Source organism: Methylobacterium aquaticum (assembly GCF_001043915.1).
Taxonomy (GTDB): Bacteria; Pseudomonadota; Alphaproteobacteria; order Rhizobiales; family Beijerinckiaceae; genus Methylobacterium; species Methylobacterium aquaticum.
Window position 1 is genome coordinate 17,293 of sequence record NZ_LABX01000032.1, and the last position, 18,586, is coordinate 35,878.

Genomic DNA, 18,586 nt, shown 5'->3' on the forward strand with positions numbered 1-18,586 from the left:
GCGTGGGCTCCCTCTGTCGCAGATCCGGCCCCGCCCGGCGGGCGGGGCCGTGAGGCTCGGGTTCAGTCCTGGCGGCGGGCGTTGGAGCGGGTCCAGATCAGCGAGTGGGTCTTGCCGTCGTCCTCGGCGAAGAGCCGGGCGTAGAGGGCAGCCGGCAGGCTCGGGTCGTCGATCTTAACCGAGAGGTAGTCCCGCCCCTCGCTGGACCGCTTGGCCCACCCGGCGCCGATCTCCGCCTTGCCGAGGTAGATCCGGTGGGTCGGCGCGGCCTCGGCCGTACGCTCCTCCACCGCCACGATCGCGACCTTCTTGGCCTGGATCGTCAGGGTGGTGATCTCGCCGGTGAAGCCGGTCTGGGTCTGGGTGAAGATGCCGATGGTCGCCATGGTCGTGATCGCTTCGTCCGGTTGCTCTTGGCCGCGCCCCTGCGGCCTCGATGGCGTTGGTCGAGCCGGAGGCGACCGGCGCCGCACCCACGCAGCGGGCCGCAGCGCCAGCGGAGGACGGCGAGGGCAGGGTTTCTTGGTGCGCGAGGAGCCGCCGCAGGCGGCGGGGAAGAAAACCGGCATCCGCCGTTGCGGTGGTCCCGGGCGACCCGGATAGAACCGCCCATCACTGAGGCCACTGGGTGCGGCCCTGCCCACCGGCTCGTGGGAACGCCTTCTGGCCGGATCAGGAGAACCTGCCTGACCTCGAACGGATCCGCGTCCCGCATCCCCGCTCCCGGCCCGAGGATCGCAACCGGGGGACGATACTTGCGGCTCGCCGCTCCCCGCCGCATCCGCGTGGGGCTGACGACGGGCCGATCCCGCCAGCCCCGAGAGGGGACGGTGCTCCTCGCCCAAGCTCGCGACGGCCTGGAATGCTGCCACGCGCAAGAAGAGGCGAACGCTCCTGGTCCGCCACCCTATGAGCGCGAATACGATGTTCAACCCGCCACGATGTCCGTCAACGGAAATCGATTGCCTTTGAACAGCAGCGGCATGCGGTAGGCCTGGGCGCATGCGTAGGCGAAGCAATCTGCGTGCGTGAGCCCGTGGCCCCGGCCGTAGCGCTCGAATGCCTCCAGCGCGCCGTCGGCCGTCCTGGGCGATCCAGCGACGACCTGGATGACCGCCAGCGCGAGGTAGTCCCGCACGGCCTCCCGGGCTTCGGGTAGGGGGAGGTCGAGGATGCGGGAGAGGGCGATCGTGGTCTCGAAGACCGCGTAGGGTGAGGTGAGGCGCTGGCGCGCGTGCTGGAGGCGCGCGACGAGGGCCGCGGCGTCGGGCTCGCCGGCGAGGATCGCGATCAGGGCGGAGGTGTCGACGAACATCACGGGTTTCCGTAGAGTTCGTCGCGCACCGCCTGGCCGACGGGCATCGCGTTGGGGCCGGCCCGCTCGCGCAGGCTGCAGGCGAAGGCAAGGGACCGGGCGACTAAGTCGAGCCGGTCCTTCTCGCGGTCGATCTCACCGCGAAGCGCCTGGCGCACCGCCTCGGTCTTCGTGGTGCGCTTGAGGACGCCAGCTCCTGCGCAAGCGCGTCCACATCCGGATCCTTGACGTAAAGAGCCATGGATATCCCAATCGAATATACCTGATATCCAGCGCAGGATATCCCGAGGATGGTGCAGGGCAACCCCCTCGTCGCGCGAGGGGGAGTTGAGGTGTTGAACTACACTGCCCCTAAGGGAGGGTCGCTCCTCGCATGGGACGGCAGCGGCCCTGATGCCGTCGGCATCACCCTGGTGGATCAGGCATCCATATGAGGAACTAATGGCCATCTACCATCTGAAGACCGAAAGGATCACCCAAAGAAACGGGCAAAATTCTATAGCAATAGCCGCGTACTATGCGGACGAACCGTTGACAGACGATCGCACCGGCTTGCGCCATGTCATGCCGCCAAGAACCGGCTTGCTTCATCACGAAATCCTGTTTCCGAATGATGCTTGCATGGCGACGCCCTGGGATCGGCAAAGACTCTGGAACGCCGTCGAGGCACGGGAAAAGCGTAAAGACTCCCTCGTGGCGCTGCTCTGGTTCGTCGCGCTGCCCAAGGAGTTGTCGATCACGGATGCTATTGCATTGGCGCGATCATTCGCCGACGCCCTCATCAACCGCTGGGGCTGCGTCATCGACCTGACGGCGCGAGATGCCAGTCCTCAAAACCGCGTTGGGTATTTGCTCACAACGACGCGTCGCTTTGACGGCGCTTGCCTCGGGGAGCAGATCGATTTTGTTGCCAATGCCCAAACTCGATACAATCGTTGTATCGAGACGTCGCAACGATCCGATTTGCTGGCCATTCGGGCCCTTTGGGCCGAGATGGTCAACGCGGCGCTCGCCGCGGCCGGCTCCAGTGCGCGGGTCGATCACCGCAGCCTGAAGGCACAGGGCTTCGATCTCATCCCTCAGATCCACCTGGGTTCGACCGTAGCGCGGCGGACCTGACGCGGCGAGGACACGGATAACACGACGGGCTCGGTGGATCGCGACATCTACAATGCAAAGCAGATCATGAACCAGCCGGATATCATCCGGCGCCTGCTCGAAAGCCGCGGCGAGCCCTTCGACGCGCAGAGTGCCAGACGTGCGATCGATTACTTCGTCGATGATGCGATCCTGCGAGAAGAGCTGCACCAGATCGTCATCCCGTGATGAGCGCATCCCTGAACCCCACGACGCGGCAGGCAGCACCAATGGCGCGAAACGGCCCGCGGATCGACATCGACGATCACGACGGCCTGGTCGGGGCCGTCTTCGACGGTGCGCCCCATCCTAAACGGGGTCGCACCAGCGGGACGATCACTCCTCCCCGTGAGGGTCGAACTCGGAGATGACGTCGGCGGGATCGCCCTCGAACTCGTCCGAGGTGACGACGCCGTAGCCGGCCTCGGAGCGGAACACCGTGACCGGAACCATCAGGGACGCCGCGAGGCTGTGGGCGTAGCGGTTCGCGAGGGTGAGATCGGTCGCCATCGGGGTCTTCGCTCCTGCTGGAAGCGGGGGCGATCCCCGCTCGACAGCGGCCCCAGGAGGCCGAGAGCGGCTGCGATCACCGCGGGAGGCGCAGCCGAGCGCGGCCGCCCGCTTGCGGAGCGGACCCCTTGCGGGTTGATCGTACAAAGTCGCGACGGCCTATCGGGGTGGCTGACGAGAGAGCGGGGTCGTCCACCGCCGGCCGGTGCCTGACATCGATTTGCTATCAATATCATAGCGATGTCATGCCCCTCGGCCGGTCTGCCCGGCACGGTCGCGGGGGGATCAGCGCTCGCGCGGGACCATCCGGAGCTGCCGCGCGCGGATCGACTCGCCCATCGTCCGCAGCACGACACGCATGAAGGCAGGGCTGAACCGGCCGTAGGCGTAGCGAAGCGGATGCGTCTCCAGCGGGACCAAGTGGTACGAACCCGGCATCACGTCGCTGTTGGCCTCGTCGAGCATGATCCAGCAGGGGCGGTCGCCCGGCAGCTTGAGGCGCCGGCGCTCGGTGTCCGGGACCGCGACAGCGGACCGGCCGGGCAAGGGCTCTTGGGTCGTGATCGGGAACACCACCACGGCGCCTTGGCCGACGTCCACCGGCACGACGAGGCAGACCGGCCGGTCCTTGCGCCCTTCGATCTCGCCGCGGTCGTGCTCGCGCGGCCAAAGGAAGCTGTAGCGGACGACGAGGCCGGTTTCCGGAGGTTCAGTCGTCACCGCCGTGCTCCCGTTCGTAGGCGTCGGCGGCCCGCAGGAGGCCGTCACGAAGGTCGTCCGGCATGGTGTCGAGGGTGAAGGCGCGGCGCGGATCGCTCGGGCCGCGCAGGGCCTCGTAGTGCTCCAGGCTCATCAGGACGAACCGCGGCTTGCTGCGCCGGGTGATGACCACGGGCGCGCGTTGGGCCGCGTCGGTGACCTCGCCAACCTGTTTGTTGAGATCGGCGGTCGAGAAGGTGCGCATGGAAGGCCTCCAGATCCATGAGATCCATATAACATGGACCTTGCAGAGTTTGACGGGTCGGGCTCACAAGTCGAGATCCTCCTGGAGGAAGCGGGCCGGGATCGCCTCCTTGGCCCCCTCCCAGACGATGCGGCCGCCCTGCCAGATCGTGACGTAGCCGCCGCCCTTCTACATCGGCGCAGGAGGCGTGGCCTCGAAGTTCCGGCAGCCGAATTCACCGACCGTGGCCGAGAAGGAGAGCCTGGGGTTGTTGCCGACCAGGACGCGATCGCAGGCGCCCGTCGGCCGCCGGACCCGGCGGCGTGACAGGCCGATGCGGAAGGCCTCGTAGGCGCTCTGCTCGCCCGCCGACGGCGCCTTCCAGTGCCGGCAGTGCTTGCACTGGCCGGAACGGGTCTCGGCCGGCCCCTCGAGGGCCGGTCCGCCGTTGTGCCCGAGGCGACCGGTCACGGCCGGCCCCCATGCGCGCGGTCCGCCGCCAGCCAGGTCCGTAGGTCCTGGCGCATCCGGCCGATCGGCCCGTTGATGACGCTGACGCGGGCGTCGCGGCGCACACAGCCCATCTCGACGAAGCCGCGCACCAGGGCGTGCATCACCTCGACGTAGAGCCGGCCGCCGACCAGCGCGATCTCCTCGACCGGGTCGGCGCCGTGGCGGGTGAGCCCGGCGATCTCGGCGCCGGGGTGGATCCCGTAGGTGTCGGGCCGGCGCGGCGAGGGCGGCCGGGGCCAGCGCGTGGTCACGCCGCCGGCGATCATCCGCTCGGCGAGGTCCTCCGTCAGCCTGGCGTCGTAGTCGGCGATCGGGGCCGCCGCATCACGAAAGCCGTAATGGGCCGAGAGGAAGGCGACCTTGGCCGTCCGGCCTTCGGGATCGGCGGCGCGCAGTGTGCGCCAGAGCGGGCCGTCGTAGCGCGCGAGCGCCGGGATGGGGTCGGGATCGGAGCGCTTGGTCGCCTGAGCAGGCGAGGACGAGGAGGCGGGCCATGGCCGGGCTTTCGCGACGGGCGCCGGAGCCTCTCTCCGATCATCCCTCCCGTCGCGAAGCGTCGGTCCTTCTCGAACTCTCGAACCAAGTCCCACACATTCGCTGCGGGGAATGGCCGAAGAGGGGATTCGCCCTTAACCCGGCCGTGGTAGCGTGGCCACATCGTGCCGATCCGCCCCGAACACCGCCACTTCTACCCGATCGACTGGCCGCAGCTCTCGGCGGTGATCCGCTTCGGCCGCGCCGGCGGGCGCTGCGAGGCCTGTAGGCGGCCGCACGGGCAGGTGATCGTCTGCCTGGATAAGGGAACCTGGTACGACGCCGAGGCCGGGCACTGGCGCTCCGGCCGGGGGCGGCGCCTGCGCCGTGAACCCAGGCTCGGGGCATTGGCGCGAGCGCGGCTGACGGTGCCGGTCCTGGCGGCGTGCCACCGGGCCCACGACACCAGCCTCAACGGCGACCGGGATCTCGCGGCCTGGTGCCAGCGCTGCCACCTGATCCATGACCGGCCAGAGCACCTGCGGCGCCGGCGCCTGACCTACCTGCGGCGGCGGGCGATGGGCGACCTGTTTCTCGGACCTTACCCGGTCATCTGACCGGGTGTACGGCCGGAGCGAGGCACAAGGCCGGCAATGGATCTCCCGGGCGAGCGAGCCCCTCCTGTCCGCGCGCGCGGATCCACCGATCGAGTATCGCTGTGCAGGGGGCCGCGCTGCCGTCGCTACAGAGCGATACAATCAACCGGTCGCCGGAGCGCGGGCGCGGCTCTATCCGGGAGGTCGAGCCCGGGAGAGCGCCTGTGGAGCACATCGACCACGTGCTGATAGTCGACGGCGACCACGAGATCCGAGAGCTGGTGTCCGGCTGTCTCAGAAAGAACGGCCGGCGGGTCGGCGCGGCCGGCGGCGGGCGTCAGATGCGCGCGCCGGCGTGCGAGGGATGAGGGCGCGCCTCCCGGGCAGCCTGCGCAGCCGGCTCTTCCTGATCCTGCTCGCTGGACTCCTGTGCGGCCAGGGGCTCGCATCCGCGGTCATGCTCCTCGAGCGGGACCGCTCGGCCCGGGTCGTGATGCTGACGACGCTCCAGCGCGATGTCGCCGTCGCGGTCGCCCTGCTGGACCGGCTGCCGGCCGGCGAGCGGGCGGGATGGCTGCCGCTCCTCGACAGGCCGACCTACCGGTTCGCAGGTCCGGGCTTGGCTGTCGCGTCATCCGCGCTGGGTGGTCCACTTCACCCCGACCTCCGCCTCTTGGCTCAACGCCGTCGAAGGTTTCTTCTCGGCGCTGTCGCGTCGGCGACTGCGACGCGGCACGTTCACCGGGATCGTCGACCTACAGGCGGCGATCAAGCGCTACATCGCCGAACACAACGAGTGGCCCAAGCCCTTCATCTGGACCAACCCGGCCGCCGCCATCCTCAACAGCCAGGCTGCACCTTCCGTCTGAGTCAGTGCACTAGTGCGCTGACGCTTTCAGAAGGTACACCGCGCACTGCGAATTTCTCTGTGACTGCAGGTAGTTGGCGAGTGAGCACGTGGCTCGTTCGTCGGTGCCAGTGCACTAGCGAGGCGGCCTACCTGAACCCTCCTGTCGTGCCAAAATCCTTTGCATGTAAACTAGGTATCTTCCGCACGTGAAAACTGTGCCAGCATCCTTATCGGAGAAGGAAGCGCATATGGAATGGCACAATCTCGAACGGCTGAAGGCTCATATTCTGCCACGATCTATCGCGCAAGAGTTCAACGCTGCGCGATCAGAGGTGGGATCTGATGTATGTCGAGATCAGCGATGAGCCTGACCATTGCCAATGCGGGCAGCAAATTTTTGAGCACTGCTACATCCGTAACCGTCTCACGCGAAGCGAGACCTATGCTGGAAACGTCTGCATCAACCGGTTTCTGACTGACCTAGGATCCCGCTTTAATTTCGATCCACAAGCGACGTTGGGTGCAGCGGCCAAATGGCGGCGAGCGTGCATTTTCCCACCAGAAAGCGCGTGGCCGAACGGCTGGGACGTGCTATGGACGCCACACCATGTCGCCCGCCCGACCACTCTGGCACTTGCTACTCACGGTCTTCCAGATCGTGGCGCTTGTTGCTTTCTTGATAGTGGGAGCCGAGCACTCAAACGCTGGTACGGCGCATACCGAGAACGCCACGATCGCCGCCGTTGCGCCTATGGAGGCTCAAGAAGCGGAACAGATCGGCACCGGAACGGACCGCGCCGTCCTCCTCGGTGATGAGAGCATGATCGACCCTTGCGGCCTGTGCTGCTGCCATGCGCCGTTTGTGCGCTGGGCCTCGTACGCCGTGACGGTCACCTGGAAGCCCGAGCGGAGGCTGGCCGGTCTCCGTGCGATCGCGTTCGACAGCCTGCACCCCGAGACGCTTTCCGAGCCCCCTCGACCCTTCGCCTGAGGTCCGCGCGCCGCTGCGCGTCCTGAGCGGCTGCCCGTGAGGGCTGCCGCCAGCCTCCCTTTCGCGAAGGCTCGGTTTTTCCCATGCGCGTTCTCTCCGCCCCCGCCCTGCGGGCGGCTCTCCTGGCGCTCGGCTTCTGGTCCGCGGCGCCGACGATGTCCGTCGCCCACGAAGGCCACGACCACGGCAACGAGGCGCAGGCCCCGCCGACGGCGACCGCGCCGCGCGGCTCGTCAAGCACGGACACACTCGAACTGGTCGCCATCGCCCGCAACGGCCGCCTGGTCGTGTTCCTCGACCGCGCCGGCTCGAACGAACCGGTGACGGACGCCACCGTGGAGGCCCAGACCCCGGACGGGACCGTTAATGCCGCGCCGATGCCGGACGGCAGCTACGGCCTCGAAGCCCATTGGAGCCTGCATCCCGGCGAGCACGAGGTGCTGTTCACCGTCACCGCGTCCGGTGCGACCGACATGTTCCCAGTCACGCTCATCGTTCCGGAGCCGGCGCAGGTCGCGCCGGCAGCCGGGGGCTCCCCCTGGGCGACCGGGCTCGCCGCTGCCCACGACTTCCAGCGCCACCTCAAGGAGGCCGACCCGCTGCCGCTGGCCATCGGCGGCGTCGGCTTCCTCCTGGGCAGCGCGGTCACGCTCCTGATGCGCGGGCGCCGCTACCTGCCGGCGACCGCCCTCGTCGTGCTCGTCGTCGCCCTCGCCTTCGCACCCCGCGCCTTTGCGGCCAACGGCCACGGTGGGACGGGCGGGAGCGCTCCCGCGCCCCAGGCCTTTCCGATGGCCGCGCCGTCCCCCGGCGGGCAGGACCTCGCGCGCCGCCAGCCGGACGGCTCGATCTTCGTGCCGAAGCCCACCCAGCGGGTGCTCGTAGTCCGGACCGTGGTGACGGCCTCCGACACCCTGCGCCGAACCGTCGAGCTGCCGGGGCGCATCGTCCCCGACCCGAGCGCCAGCGGGGTCGTTCAATCCTCGGTCGGCGGCCGGCTCTCGCCGCCGGAATCAGGCATCTTCCCGCGCCTCGGCACGCAGGTGCGCAAGGGAGAAGTGCTCGCCTACGTCACCCCCCCGGTTCAGGCGGTGGACGTCTCCGACATGCGCCAGCGCCAGGGCGAGCTCGACCAGCAGATCACGATCCTTGAGCGGCGGGTCGAGCGCTACCGCAAGCTCGCCCCGGGCGGCTCCGTCTCGCAGGTGCAGCTCGAGGACGCCCAGGCCGAGCTCAAGGGCCTGCTCGACCGCCGCGCCGCCCTCGACAACATCCGTCAGCAACCTGAGGCCTTGAAGGCTCCCGTCGACGGTGTCATCGCGGAAGCGAACGCCGTCGCCGGCCAGATGGCCAGCCCCGGGGTGCAGGTCTTCCAGATCGTCGACCCGAGCCGCCTCTGGGTCGAGGCCCTGAGCTTCGACGCGCTGGCCAGGGGGCAGGACGCCACGGCCAGCACGGCCGAGGGCCGCATGCTGCGACTCGCCTACATGGGCGCGGGCCTCGCCGACCGCAGCCAGGCGGTGCCGATGCACTTCGCCGTGGAGGGCGCCCCGCCGGAACTCCGCACCGGGCAGTTCGTCACCGTGCTGGCCGCCACCGACACCCGGCAGAAGGGATTGTCGCTGCCCCGCATGAGCGTGGTTCGCGGCAGCAACGGCCAGAGCATCGTCTACGAGCATACGGCGCCCGAGCGCTTCGAGCCGCGCGAGGTGCGCGTCGAGCCGCTCGACGCAGGGCATGTCCTGGTCGTGTCGGGGGTCGTTCCGGGCAAGCGGATCGTGACCCAGGGCGCCGAACTCCTCAATCAGGTCCGCTGAGGAGCGCCGCCGATGTTCGCCCTTCTCGTCACGCAGTCCCTGCGCAACCGCTTGCTCGTGCTGGCGCTCGCCGCCGTGCTCGTCATCTACGGCGCCTTCACGGTGACCAAGCTCCCGGTCGACGTCTTTCCCGACCTCAACCGGCCGACCGTCACCATCATGACCGAGGCCGAGGGCCTCGCGCCCCAGGAGGTCGAGCAGCTCGTCACCTTCCCGGTCGAGACGCAGATGAACGGCCTGCCGGGCGTCTCTCGCGTCCGCTCGGTTTCGGGCGTCGGCCTCTCGGTGATCTACGTCGAGTTCGACTGGGGCACCGACATCTACCGCAATCGCCAGCAGGTCTCCGAGCGGCTGGCGATGGTGCGGCCGCAACTGCCCCCCACTGTGAACCCGATGATGGGCCCGGTCTCGTCGATCATGGGCCAGATCGTCATGGTCGCGCTGAATGGCGGCTCGGTCTCGCCGATGCAGCTGCGGGAACTGGCCGACTTCACTATCCGGCCGCGTCTCCTCGCGATCCCGGGGGTGGCGCAGGTCATCCCGATGGGTGGTGAGGTGCGCCAGTTCCGCGTGGCGCCCCAGCCCACGGCGCTCCGGGCGCTCGGCATCACCCACGTCCAGCTGGAGACCGCGCTCGCGCAGTTCGGCACCAACACCGGCGGTGGCTTCACCGACCAGTATGCCCGCGAGTACCTGATCCGGAACATCGGCCGGACCATGAACCTCGACGACCTGCGGAACATGGTCGTCGCCACCGTGAGCAACCGGCCGATCTACCTCCGCCAGGTGGCCGAGGTCTCCTTCGCGGCCCGGGTCAAGCGCGGCGACAGCGGCTACATGGGTGCGCCCGCGATCGTAGTCTCGGTCGAGAAGCAGCCGGGCGTCGACACGGTCCGCCTCACCCGCGAGGTCGAGGCGGCGCTGAAGGACATCACCGCCAGCCTGAACGCCTGCGGCTCGAACAAAGACAAGGGCGGCTCGGGCCCGTCCATGGTCGAGCCGGCGGGCGACGCCTGCGCCTTCAGGGGCGTTCGCGCCGACCAGCTCATCTTCCGGCAGGCGAACTTCATCGAGACCTCGATCCGCAACGTCGAGACGGTGCTGATGGAGGCAGTCGTTGTTGTCGCCGTCGTCCTGTTCGCCTTCCTGCTGAACGTGCGCACCACCGCGATCTCGCTCACAGCGATCCCGGTTTCGATCCTGGCGACCGCCATCATCTTCCACCTCGCCGGCCTGTCCATCAACACGATGACGCTGGGGGGCCTCGCCATCGCCATCGGCGAGCTCGTCGACGACGCGGTGGTCGACGTCGAGAACATCTTCCGGCGCCTCGGCGAGAACCGGCGGGCCGGCAACCCAAGAAGCGTGTTCGAGGTCGTGGTCGCGGCCTCGAACGAGGTGCGTTCCGGCATCGTCTACGCCACGATGGTGATCGTGCTGGTCTTCGTGCCACTCTTCGCGCTGTCGGGCATCGAGGGGCGGCTGTTCGCGCCGCTCGGCCAGGCCTACATCGTCTCGATCCTGGCGAGCCTTCTCGTCTCGATCACCTTGACGCCGGTCCTCGCCTACTACCTGCTGCCGAGCCTGAAACGGCTGGAGGAGCACGACAGCCGCTTCCTCGGGCTTCTCAAGCGCGGCAATGCCGCCCTGCTGCGGGGCCTACTCGGGCATGCCCGGCCCGTCATGGCGGTCGCCGGGCTGGCGGTGGCGGCGGCCGGTCTCGCGGCGGCCTTCCTGCCGCGGACCTTCCTGCCCCCCTTCAACGAGGGCTCGTTCACGGTCAACATGACCTTCAACCCGGGCATCTCGCTCGCCGAGAGCAACCGCATCGGCCTCGTGGCCGAACGGCTGCTCCTGGGGATGCCCGACGTGAAGTCCATCGGGCGCCGCACCGGCCGGGCCGAGCTCGACGAGCACGCCGAGGGCGTGCACTCCTCCGACCTGGAGGTCGACCTCAAGCCCGGGGCGCGGCCCAAGCCCGAGCTCGTCGCCGACATCCGCGGGCGCCTCGCGGTGCTGCCGGTCAACGTCAACGTCGGCCAGCCGATCTCGCACCGGCTCGACCACATGCTCTCGGGCGTGCGCGCCGAGATCGCGCTCAAGATCTTCGGCGAGGATCTCGACACCCTGCGGGCCCTGGCCGAGGACCTGCGCGCGCGCATGACCGACATCCCCGGCATCGCCGACCTGCAGGTCGAGAAGCAGGTGCTGATCCCGCAGTTGGAGATCCGCGTCGACTACAACCGCGCGGCCCTCTACGGGGTGCAGCCGGCCGCCTTGGTCGAGCAGCTCAGCCGCCTCTCGAACGGGCAGGTCGTCTCGCGCGTGGTCGACGGCTATCGCCGCTTCGACGTGGTCATGCGCCTCTCGGACACGATGCGCACCACGCAACGCCTCGGCGACCTCCTGATCGAGACGCCGTCGGGCTGGGTGCCGGCGCGCCAGATCGCCGACATCCGCGAGACCGACGGCCCGAACCAGATCCTGCGCGAGAACGCTCGCCGCCGCATCGTGGTGCAGGCCAACACCCAGGCCGGCTCCGACATGGGCAAAATCGTCCAGGCCATTCAGGAGAAGGTCGCCGCGGCGAGCCTGCCGAACGGCTACACGACGAGCCTGGAGGGCTCGTTCCAGGCGCAGGCGGAGGCCAGCCGGACCATCGGCCTGCTCTCGCTCCTCTCCCTCGCCCTGGTCTTCGCCCTGCTCTACAGCCGCTACCGCTCGGTGGTGTTCACGCTGATCATCCTCGGCAGCATCCCGCTCGCCCTGATCGGCTCGGTCGCGGCGCTCTGGATCGCCGGGCAGCCGCTCTCGGTGGCCTCAATGATCGGCTTCATCACGCTCACCGGCATCGCCACCCGCAACGGCATCCTCAAGATCAGCCACTACCTGAACCTCGCCATCCACGAGGGCCTGCCGTTCGGGCGTGAGCTCGTCGTCCGGGGCAGTCTGGAGCGGCTGGCCCCCGTGCTGATGACGGCGCTGTCGGCCGGCGTCGCCCTGGTGCCGCTGCTGGTCGGCGCCGACGCACCCGGCAAGGAGATCCTGCATCCCGTGGCGGTGACGATCTTCGGCGGGCTAATCAGCGCCACGCTCCTCGACACGGTGCTCACGCCGGTCCTGTTCCTGACCTTCGGACGCAAGCCTCTGGAGCGGTTGCGGGACGACGCCCGACACCGTCCCGAGGCCTCACCCGAAACCCCGCGGAGCGCGACCGTCGAGGCGTTCTGAGTCTCACCCGTTCACCCGATAAAGGACATCGCCATGCGCTACACTCTCCGTCCGGCCATCCTCGCCTTCATCCTGGCGTCGCCCTGCTTCGCCGCCGGGGCGAACGGCGGTCAGACGACGGTTGCCGACGGCCATCCCATCGAGTTCGTCGAGACTGGGACCAGCGTCACGTTCTTCGTGATCGGCGAGGACGGCAAGCCGGTCGACACGGCCGGCTTGTCGGCCAAGGCCTTCGTCCAGGCCAACGGCAAGACAGAGACGCTGAGCCTGAAGCCGGCTGCACCGAACAAGTTCGTTGCCGACCTCAAGTCCCCGCTGGCAGCAGGCGCGAAGGTCGTGCTTTCCACGAAGCTGCACGGGCACAACGTCCAGGCCCGTTTCGAGAAGCAGTAGAGGGCCTGCGCGTCCGGGCCGGCGGTACGGACTTGACCGCGTCGGCGGCTCGGAAGCCAGAGAGTGAGGATCGCGTCCGATGTCGATGATTAGCCAGGAATGGTGAGGATCCTCCTGAAAGTCGCGGGCGCCATGACCATCGTCCCGGCGTACGTTCGGTCAAGCCGTCGTGATCCAGTCTCACGTGAAGCACTCGGGCCATCGAGCATGACGGATCCGATCAGGAGTATCGGCCGAGCATCACCAAGAGCCCGAGCGTCAAGATAGTCAGTATCGCCGCCTTCAGGAAATCGCGGCTGGCCGCCCGCCTGACATGCGGACGGACGCGCCGCCGCCCGCGGGGACTCGAACCCCAATCCTCCCATCGGCGTGAGAACTTCTTGCCCATCTCCGTTACACCGGAAGGTGGGCGGCTTCGGCCGCGAGCGCCTCGTCCTCGACCTGGACAGTGACGTGCTCAATGCCATGCCGCTCCTTCATCAGACGCCGGACCGCCCGGATCACGTCGGGGCCGCCAGCAACGTCGTCCACGACCACGTGCCCGCTCATCGCGTCGAAGCCCGAGGTCAGCGTCCAGGCGTGAAGGTCGTAGGCGCGCCGCACGCCCGGCATTGCATCGATCTCGACCTTGAGCTTTCCGAGGTCAACGCCGGGAGGTGTGCCTTCCAGCAGGATGTGCAGCGCCTCATTCAGGAGCCGCCATGTGCGCGGCACGATGAATAGGCCAATTCCGGCGCCGACGAGCGGGTCGACCCAGCGCCAGCCGGTCGCCATCACCGCCAGGGCCGCGACGATGACGCCGACCGAGCCAAGCATGTCGGAGAACACCTCGAAATAGGCGCCCTTGACGTTGAGGCTCTCGGACGAGCCGCCGGCCAACAGCTTCATGCTGGCGAGGTTCACGCCGAGACCGACGAGCGCCACCAGCATCATCGGCCAGCCGAGGATCTCGGTCGGCTCCACGAACCGGCGGTAGGCCTCGTAGAGGATGTAGGCTGTCACCGCGAGCAGCACGACGGCGTTGGCGAGTGCCGCCAAGATCTCGAAGCGCATGTAGCCGAAACTCTTGCCCGGCGTCGGCGCCTTGGCCGCGTAGTGGATGGCGAGCAGCGACAGAGCGAGGCCACCGGCATCCGTAACCATATGCGCGGCGTCGGCAAGGAGCGCGAGGCTGCCGGTGAGAAGGCCGCCGACAACTTCGGCGGCCATGTATGTCAAGGTCAGGGCAAGTGCCCAGGCGAGGCGGCTCTTGTTCCTCCCCGCCGCAGAGCCCGACGGGATGCTGCCCCCGTGCGAGTGTCCGTGTCCCATAATTGCCTTTAACCCCTGTGGTGATGGTCGACGAAGCCGGTTGATTTTAGGGATTGGCGGTCCCGACGAGATCAGCCATGTGCGTACCCGCCGGATGCCCGGTCTCGGCATGGTGGGTCCCGGAGCAAGCTGCGTAGCCAGGGCCGACTGCCGTCATGACCAATTCGCGGTTTCCATCCGCCGCTTCCCGGCTCGCCAGGAGCGCGCGACCACTTGGCCAGACTTCCGAGTCGGCCGTTCCTCCCACTTTAGGTTCCCCATATCGGCGGACGCCCTCGGCATGGATGGCTCGACGTGTTCTCGCGAGGGTTTCTCCAGACATCGGCAGGCCGACCCAAACCACCTGCTGCAGGCCCTCGTCCCGGCAAACTACCAAGATTACTTCGGCCGTCGCCGGCCCGTTGGCCGGGTCCCAGCCGCGCGGGTAGAACAGCGCGGTCAGGTTCGCCTCATGCTCGGCCCTGAGTGGGCGTGGCACTTTGGTAATCGGACCCCAAGCGAAGCCGAACGGTGCCGCGTCGGCAGAAAGCTCGGCCGCAGTTGCCGCATGCGTCAGAACGAGGGCGGTCGACACGATCGCCCATCTCGACAACCAGCGTCCGCGCCGATGTCCGTCTGCCATGGTGTGATCGGCCTATCGTTGGCCCACGCTTGGGAGTGAGGCAGGAGCCTGGCTTCGGATGCGGGGCGGTCGCGACGCCAGAAGTTGGAAGAGCTCGGCCACATGGTTGACCGCAGAGTGGCCCGCTTCCTCACGGTGACGGCTGGAGCAGCGAGAGAACTCGTCGCCTTCGCTCACCATGACGATCTGCTCACCTCGGCCAGGGGTCTCGCGTACACCCAATAAGACTCCCGTCGACCAGATCACCGAACGCGGATAGGGCCCCGGCCGCGAAGCGCCATGCCGGCGAACGCCTTCGGTCAGGAGTTGCTCGTACAGGTCCGTCCGTTCAGGGACCGATAGGATCCGACTGACCCAGACCACGCGCTGCAAGCCCTCGTCTCGGCAGACGTCGAGAACGACCTCTTGGGTGTCGACGCCGATGGCTGGGGGATGGCCGTAGAAATAGATCATAGCCGTGATGTTGGCTTCCTGGTCCATCAGGGTCGGCTTGGGCATGTCCGTCTTTGATGCCCAGGCAAGGCCAAACGGTGCCTCAGCCATCGGTGCTCCGGCCGCTTCGGCGCCAGCAGCCTGCAAGCCCGTGGCCAGCATGATCACTCTGATCCGCTCGTATCGCCTGCCCATGATCTCACTCCGCCGCTTTGAGGGGCCGCTGAGCCAGCTCAGGCGGGCGCTCGGCCGCCTTCACGACCGTGACCTTGCCGAAGCGGGCGTAGAGCGCGGGCAGCACGATCAGCGTGAGCAGGGTGGCGCTGATCAGGCCGCCAATGACCACGGTCGCCAGAGGCCGCTGGATCTCCGCGCCGGTCTCCGTCGCAATCGCCATCGGCACGAAGCCGAGGGAGGCCACGAGCGCCGTCATCGCCACCGGCCGCAGCCGGGTCATGGCGCCCTCGAGGATGGCTTCGCGCTTCGGGCGCCCCTCCGCAACGAGTTGCTTGATGAAGGTCAGCATCACGAGGCCGTTGAGCACCGCCACACCTGACAGCGCGATGAACCCGACCGCGGCCGGAACAGAGACCGGCATGCCGCGCAGCCACAAGGCTGCGATGCCGCCGGTGAGGGCGAGGGGCACGGCACTAAACACCAGGAGTGCGTCGCGCGGCGAGCCCAGCGCCGAATAGAGCAGCAGGAAGATCAGGAAGAAGCAGACCGGCACCACCACCATCAGGCGCCGCTTGGCTGAGGCGAGGTTCTCGAACTGACCGCCCCAGGTCACGTAGTAGCCAGGGGGAAGTTGCACCTGGCTGCCGACCTTGGCCTGTGCCTCCGCCACGAGCGAACCGATATCGCGACCACGCACGTTGGCGGTCACCACCACCCGCCGCTTGCCGTTCTCGCGGCTGATCTGGTTCGGGCCTTCTGTCACCGAGAAGCGCGCCACCTGCTTCAGCAGCACGGAGCTCGCCCGGCCGTTCGCTCCCGCCGGCAGCGGCACCGGAATGTTCTCCAGGGCCTCGCGGTCCTCACGCACCGTGTCGGTCAGGCGCACAACGATGGGAAAGCGCCGGTCCCCCTCGAACACGACGCCAGCATCGCGGCCGCCGATCGCCGCACCGATGACCTCTTGGATGGCACTGGTGCTGAGGCCGTAGCGAGCGGCTTCCGCCTTGTCGATCTTGATCTCCAGGAACGGCAGGCCGGCGGTCTGCTCGACCTTCACGTCCTCGGCGCCACTGATGCCGCGCAACGCGCCGGCCACTTGGTTGGCCGCCTTCAGCATTGGCTCGAACTCCTCGCCGAACACCTTGACGGCGAGGTCGCCGCGGGTGCCGGCAAGCAGCTCGTTGAAGCGCAGCTGGATCGGCTGTGAGAACTCGTAGACGTTACCGGCGAGCTTGCCGACCGCGGCCTCGATCTGCTCCTGCAACTCGGCCTTGCTCAGGGACGGATCCGGCCATTCCTCCTGCGGCTTGAGGATGACGAAGGTGTCGGACGAGTTCGGCGGCATCGGATCGGAGGCGACCTCAGCCGTTCCAGTCTTCGAGAAGACATAGGCCACCTGCGGAAACTTCGATATCGCCTGCTCGACCTTGATCTGCATCGCCTGCGACTGGGTCAGGGAGGTTGAGGGGATGCGCGTTGCGTTGAGCGCGATGCTCTTCTCGTCGAGCTGAGGGATGAATTCGGTGCCAAGCCGCGTGAACAGAACGCCGGCCCCGAGGAGGAGGAGCAGCGAGCCGCCGATGAACACGGACGGGGCCCGCACCGCCGCGGCCAGGACGGGCCGGTAGGTGGCCTTGAGCGACCGGATGATGAGGTTGTCCTTCTCGGTCACCTTGCCGGTGATCGCGATGGCGATGAGCGCCGGCACGAAGGTCAGTGATAGGACGAAGGCCGCGGCGAGCGCGATGATAACGGTCAGCGCCATCGGCTCGAACATCTTGCCCTCGACACCGGTGAAGGTCAGGAGCGGGACGTAGACCAGGATGATGATCGCCTGCCCGTAGAGCGAGGGCTTGATCATCTCCTCAGCCGAGGCCCGCACCGTCTGCAGGCGCTCCTCGGTGTCGAGCCCCCTGCCCAGCTCGTGCTGCTTCTCGGCGAGGTGACGCAGTGCGTTCTCGGTGATGATGACGGCGCCGTCGACAATGAGGCCGAAATCCAGGGCGCCAAGTGACATCAGGTTGGCCGAGATCTTCGCCTCGACCATGCCGGTCAGGGTCATCAGCATGGCGACCGGGATGACCAGCGCCGTGATGATCGCAGCGCGGATGTTGCCGAGCAGCAAGAACAAGATGACGATGACGAGGGCGGCGCCCTCGGACAGGTTCTTGACCACCGTCTTCACGGTTGCCTCGACGAGGCGGGTGCGGTCGAGGATGGTCTGCACCTCGACGCCGGGCGGCAGCGAGGCACGGATCTGGCTCATCCGGGCATCGACCGCGGCAGCGACCGTGCGGCTGTTCTCGCCGATCAGCATCAGGGCAGTGCCGACGACGACCTCCTGCCCGTTCTCGCTGCCCGAGCCTGTGCGCAGGTCGCGCCCGATGCGCACCTCGGCAATGTCGCGGATCCGGATCGGTACGCCGCCGCGCGTCGCAACCACGACCTCGCCGATCTCCTCCATACTCTCCAGGCGGCCGGCGGCGCGCACGACGTAGCCTTCGCCGTTGTCCTCCAGGTAGCGGGCGCCCTGGTTGGCGTTGTTCGCCTCCAGCGCCCGGGCGACGTCCCCGAACGACAGGTCGAGGGCAGCGAGCTTCGTCGGGTTGGGCTGGACGTGGTACTGCTTCTCGAAGCCGCCGATGCCGTCGATGCCGGCCACGCCCGGCACGGTCTTGATCTGGGGCCGGATGATCCAGTCCTGGACGGTGCGCAGGTAGGCGGTCTGCTCCAACTCGGTCCTGAGCCGCTGCCCCTCGGGTGTCAGGTAGCTGCCGTCGGGTTGCCAGCCGGGCTTGCCGGCCTCCGAGACCTTGCGCTCACCGGGCTTCGCGTAGTGGACCGACCACATGTAGATCTCGCCCAAGCCCGTCGAGATCGGCCCCATGCTGGGTTCGGCACCGGGCGGTAGGTCCTGCTTCACCTGGGCGAGGCGCTCGGCGACCTGCTGGCGGGCGAAGTAGATGTCGAGCTTCTCGGCGAAAACGGCGGTGACCTGCGAGAAGCCGTTGCGCGACAGCGAGCGGGTGTATTCCAGCCCCTTGATGCCGGCGAGCGCGGTCTCGACCGGATAGGTGACCTGCTTCTCGATGTCGACCGGTGAGAGCGAGGGCGCGACCGTGTTGATCTGGACCTGGTTGTTGGTGATGTCTGGTACGGCGTCGATGGGGAGCTTCGTCACCGCGTAGCCCCCGAAGCCGGCGGCAAGCAGCGACAGCAGCAGCACGAGCCAGCGCTGGTGGACCGAGAAATCGAGGATGCGACTGATCATGCC

The 18,586-nt window shown here is 67.9% G+C and carries 19 protein-coding genes and 2 pseudogenes; 9 read left to right on the plus strand and 12 right to left on the minus strand.

From position 1 onward, the window contains the following. Positions 1-62: 62 nt before the first annotated feature. The 3 genes from VP06_RS04130 to VP06_RS04140 form a co-directional block, all read right to left on the minus strand. Positions 63-386, minus strand: coding sequence for a DUF736 domain-containing protein (locus tag VP06_RS04130; protein WP_048462579.1), 324 nt, complete (start codon positions 384-386; stop codon positions 63-65). Positions 387-928: 542 nt separating this feature from the next. Beyond that, complete coding sequence (locus tag VP06_RS04135; RefSeq protein WP_048462580.1) at positions 929-1,315, minus strand: type II toxin-antitoxin system VapC family toxin; 387 nt, start codon at positions 1,313-1,315, stop codon at positions 929-931. Next, positions 1,315-1,473, minus strand: coding sequence for a hypothetical protein (locus VP06_RS04140; RefSeq protein WP_245291035.1), 159 nt, complete (start codon positions 1,471-1,473; stop codon positions 1,315-1,317). Before VP06_RS04140 ends, VP06_RS04135 begins: the two co-directional genes overlap by 1 nt. A 283-nt stretch (positions 1,474-1,756) precedes the next feature. Here VP06_RS04140 and VP06_RS04145 point away from each other — a divergent pair, with 283 nt between their 5' ends. Continuing rightward, positions 1,757-2,434, plus strand: a complete 678-nt coding sequence (locus VP06_RS04145) for a MobA/MobL family protein (protein WP_197093127.1) — start codon at positions 1,757-1,759, stop codon at positions 2,432-2,434. Between the two features lie 33 nt (positions 2,435-2,467). Next, complete coding sequence (locus tag VP06_RS35915) at positions 2,468-2,641, plus strand: hypothetical protein (protein ID WP_156295442.1); 174 nt, start codon at positions 2,468-2,470, stop codon at positions 2,639-2,641. A gap of 147 nt (positions 2,642-2,788) precedes the next feature. On the opposite strand, the gene VP06_RS37000 is transcribed toward VP06_RS35915, so the two are convergent. The 5 genes from VP06_RS37000 to VP06_RS04165 form a co-directional block, all read right to left on the minus strand. Further along, positions 2,789-2,962 (minus strand): hypothetical protein, encoded by a 174-nt coding sequence (locus VP06_RS37000; RefSeq protein WP_197093128.1) that lies wholly within the window; start codon positions 2,960-2,962, stop codon positions 2,789-2,791. 285 nt (positions 2,963-3,247) lie between these two features. Further along, the gene (locus VP06_RS37005) at positions 3,248-3,682 is read right to left on the minus strand and encodes a hypothetical protein (RefSeq protein ID WP_048462582.1); all 435 of its coding nucleotides are present in this window, start codon (positions 3,680-3,682) and stop codon (positions 3,248-3,250) included. Then, the gene (locus VP06_RS04155; protein WP_048446473.1) at positions 3,672-3,926 is read right to left on the minus strand and encodes a type II toxin-antitoxin system Phd/YefM family antitoxin; all 255 of its coding nucleotides are present in this window, start codon (positions 3,924-3,926) and stop codon (positions 3,672-3,674) included. The genes VP06_RS37005 and VP06_RS04155 overlap by 11 nt, the downstream gene beginning before the upstream one ends. Positions 3,927-4,094: 168 nt before the next feature. Further along, complete coding sequence (locus VP06_RS04160; RefSeq protein ID WP_245291036.1) at positions 4,095-4,376, minus strand: hypothetical protein; 282 nt, start codon at positions 4,374-4,376, stop codon at positions 4,095-4,097. After that, on the minus strand, positions 4,373-5,008 hold the full coding sequence (locus VP06_RS04165) for a hypothetical protein (RefSeq protein ID WP_245291037.1): 636 nt from the start codon (positions 5,006-5,008) through the stop codon (positions 4,373-4,375). The genes VP06_RS04160 and VP06_RS04165 overlap by 4 nt, the downstream gene beginning before the upstream one ends. Positions 5,009-5,077: 69 nt before the next feature. On the opposite strand from VP06_RS04165, the gene VP06_RS04170 reads away from it, so the two are divergent. The 7 genes and pseudogenes from VP06_RS04170 (at position 5,078) to VP06_RS04200 (ending at position 12,770) form a co-directional block, all read left to right on the plus strand. Continuing rightward, a complete protein-coding gene (locus VP06_RS04170) occupies positions 5,078-5,509 on the plus strand; it encodes a hypothetical protein (protein WP_048462583.1) in 432 nt (143 codons plus the stop codon). Between the two features lie 203 nt (positions 5,510-5,712). Further along, positions 5,713-5,838, plus strand: a pseudogene (locus tag VP06_RS35920) (DNA-binding response regulator); the annotation flags it as partial. 258 nt (positions 5,839-6,096) lie between these two features. Further along, positions 6,097-6,357 (plus strand): annotated as a pseudogene (locus VP06_RS04180) (IS630 family transposase); the annotation flags it as partial. Between the two features lie 588 nt (positions 6,358-6,945). Further along, positions 6,946-7,329, plus strand: a complete 384-nt coding sequence (locus VP06_RS04185) for a hypothetical protein (RefSeq protein ID WP_048462585.1) — start codon at positions 6,946-6,948, stop codon at positions 7,327-7,329. A gap of 83 nt (positions 7,330-7,412) precedes the next feature. Continuing rightward, a complete protein-coding gene (locus tag VP06_RS04190) occupies positions 7,413-9,146 on the plus strand; it encodes an efflux RND transporter periplasmic adaptor subunit (RefSeq protein ID WP_048462586.1) in 1,734 nt (577 codons plus the stop codon). A gap of 12 nt (positions 9,147-9,158) precedes the next feature. Beyond that, positions 9,159-12,377 carry an efflux RND transporter permease subunit gene (locus VP06_RS04195; protein ID WP_048462587.1) on the plus strand — a complete coding sequence of 1,073 codons (3,219 nt, stop codon included), beginning with the start codon at positions 9,159-9,161 and terminating at the stop codon, positions 12,375-12,377. Between the two features lie 33 nt (positions 12,378-12,410). Continuing rightward, positions 12,411-12,770, plus strand: coding sequence for a hypothetical protein (locus tag VP06_RS04200; RefSeq protein WP_048462588.1), 360 nt, complete (start codon positions 12,411-12,413; stop codon positions 12,768-12,770). Positions 12,771-13,163: 393 nt separating this feature from the next. On the opposite strand, the gene VP06_RS04205 is transcribed toward VP06_RS04200, so the two are convergent. Genes VP06_RS04205 through VP06_RS04215 form a run of 4 tightly spaced genes read right to left on the minus strand, consistent with a single transcriptional unit; the run spans position 13,164 to position 18,583 of the window. After that, positions 13,164-14,081 (minus strand): cation diffusion facilitator family transporter, encoded by a 918-nt coding sequence (locus tag VP06_RS04205; RefSeq protein WP_048462589.1) that lies wholly within the window; start codon positions 14,079-14,081, stop codon positions 13,164-13,166. Between the two features lie 46 nt (positions 14,082-14,127). Continuing rightward, complete coding sequence (locus VP06_RS34375; protein ID WP_245291038.1) at positions 14,128-14,655, minus strand: threonyl-trna synthetase; 528 nt, start codon at positions 14,653-14,655, stop codon at positions 14,128-14,130. A 60-nt stretch (positions 14,656-14,715) separates the two neighbouring features. Further along, positions 14,716-15,330 (minus strand): hypothetical protein, encoded by a 615-nt coding sequence (locus VP06_RS04210; RefSeq protein WP_053081520.1) that lies wholly within the window; start codon positions 15,328-15,330, stop codon positions 14,716-14,718. Positions 15,331-15,334: 4 nt separating this feature from the next. Then, positions 15,335-18,583, minus strand: a complete 3,249-nt coding sequence (locus tag VP06_RS04215) for an efflux RND transporter permease subunit (protein ID WP_048462590.1) — start codon at positions 18,581-18,583, stop codon at positions 15,335-15,337. Positions 18,584-18,586: the final 3 nt, after the last annotated feature.

Coding starts and splice junctions, on each gene's coding strand:
- VP06_RS04130 (WP_048462579.1), bottom strand. CDS start 386: ATGGCGACCATCGGCATCTTCACCCAGACCCAGACCGGCTTCACCGGC.
- VP06_RS04135 (WP_048462580.1), bottom strand. CDS start 1,315: ATGTTCGTCGACACCTCCGCCCTGATCGCGATCCTCGCCGGCGAGCCC.
- VP06_RS04145 (WP_197093127.1), top strand. CDS start 1,757: ATGGCCATCTACCATCTGAAGACCGAAAGGATCACCCAAAGAAACGGG.
- VP06_RS37000 (WP_197093128.1), bottom strand. CDS start 2,962: ATGGCGACCGATCTCACCCTCGCGAACCGCTACGCCCACAGCCTCGCG.
- VP06_RS04155 (WP_048446473.1), bottom strand. CDS start 3,926: ATGCGCACCTTCTCGACCGCCGATCTCAACAAACAGGTTGGCGAGGTC.
- VP06_RS04185 (WP_048462585.1), top strand. CDS start 6,946: ATGTCGCCCGCCCGACCACTCTGGCACTTGCTACTCACGGTCTTCCAG.
- VP06_RS04190 (WP_048462586.1), top strand. CDS start 7,413: ATGCGCGTTCTCTCCGCCCCCGCCCTGCGGGCGGCTCTCCTGGCGCTC.
- VP06_RS04195 (WP_048462587.1), top strand. CDS start 9,159: ATGTTCGCCCTTCTCGTCACGCAGTCCCTGCGCAACCGCTTGCTCGTG.
- VP06_RS04200 (WP_048462588.1), top strand. CDS start 12,411: ATGCGCTACACTCTCCGTCCGGCCATCCTCGCCTTCATCCTGGCGTCG.
- VP06_RS04205 (WP_048462589.1), bottom strand. CDS start 14,081: ATGGGACACGGACACTCGCACGGGGGCAGCATCCCGTCGGGCTCTGCG.
- VP06_RS04210 (WP_053081520.1), bottom strand. CDS start 15,330: ATGGGCAGGCGATACGAGCGGATCAGAGTGATCATGCTGGCCACGGGC.
- VP06_RS04215 (WP_048462590.1), bottom strand. CDS start 18,583: ATGATCAGTCGCATCCTCGATTTCTCGGTCCACCAGCGCTGGCTCGTG.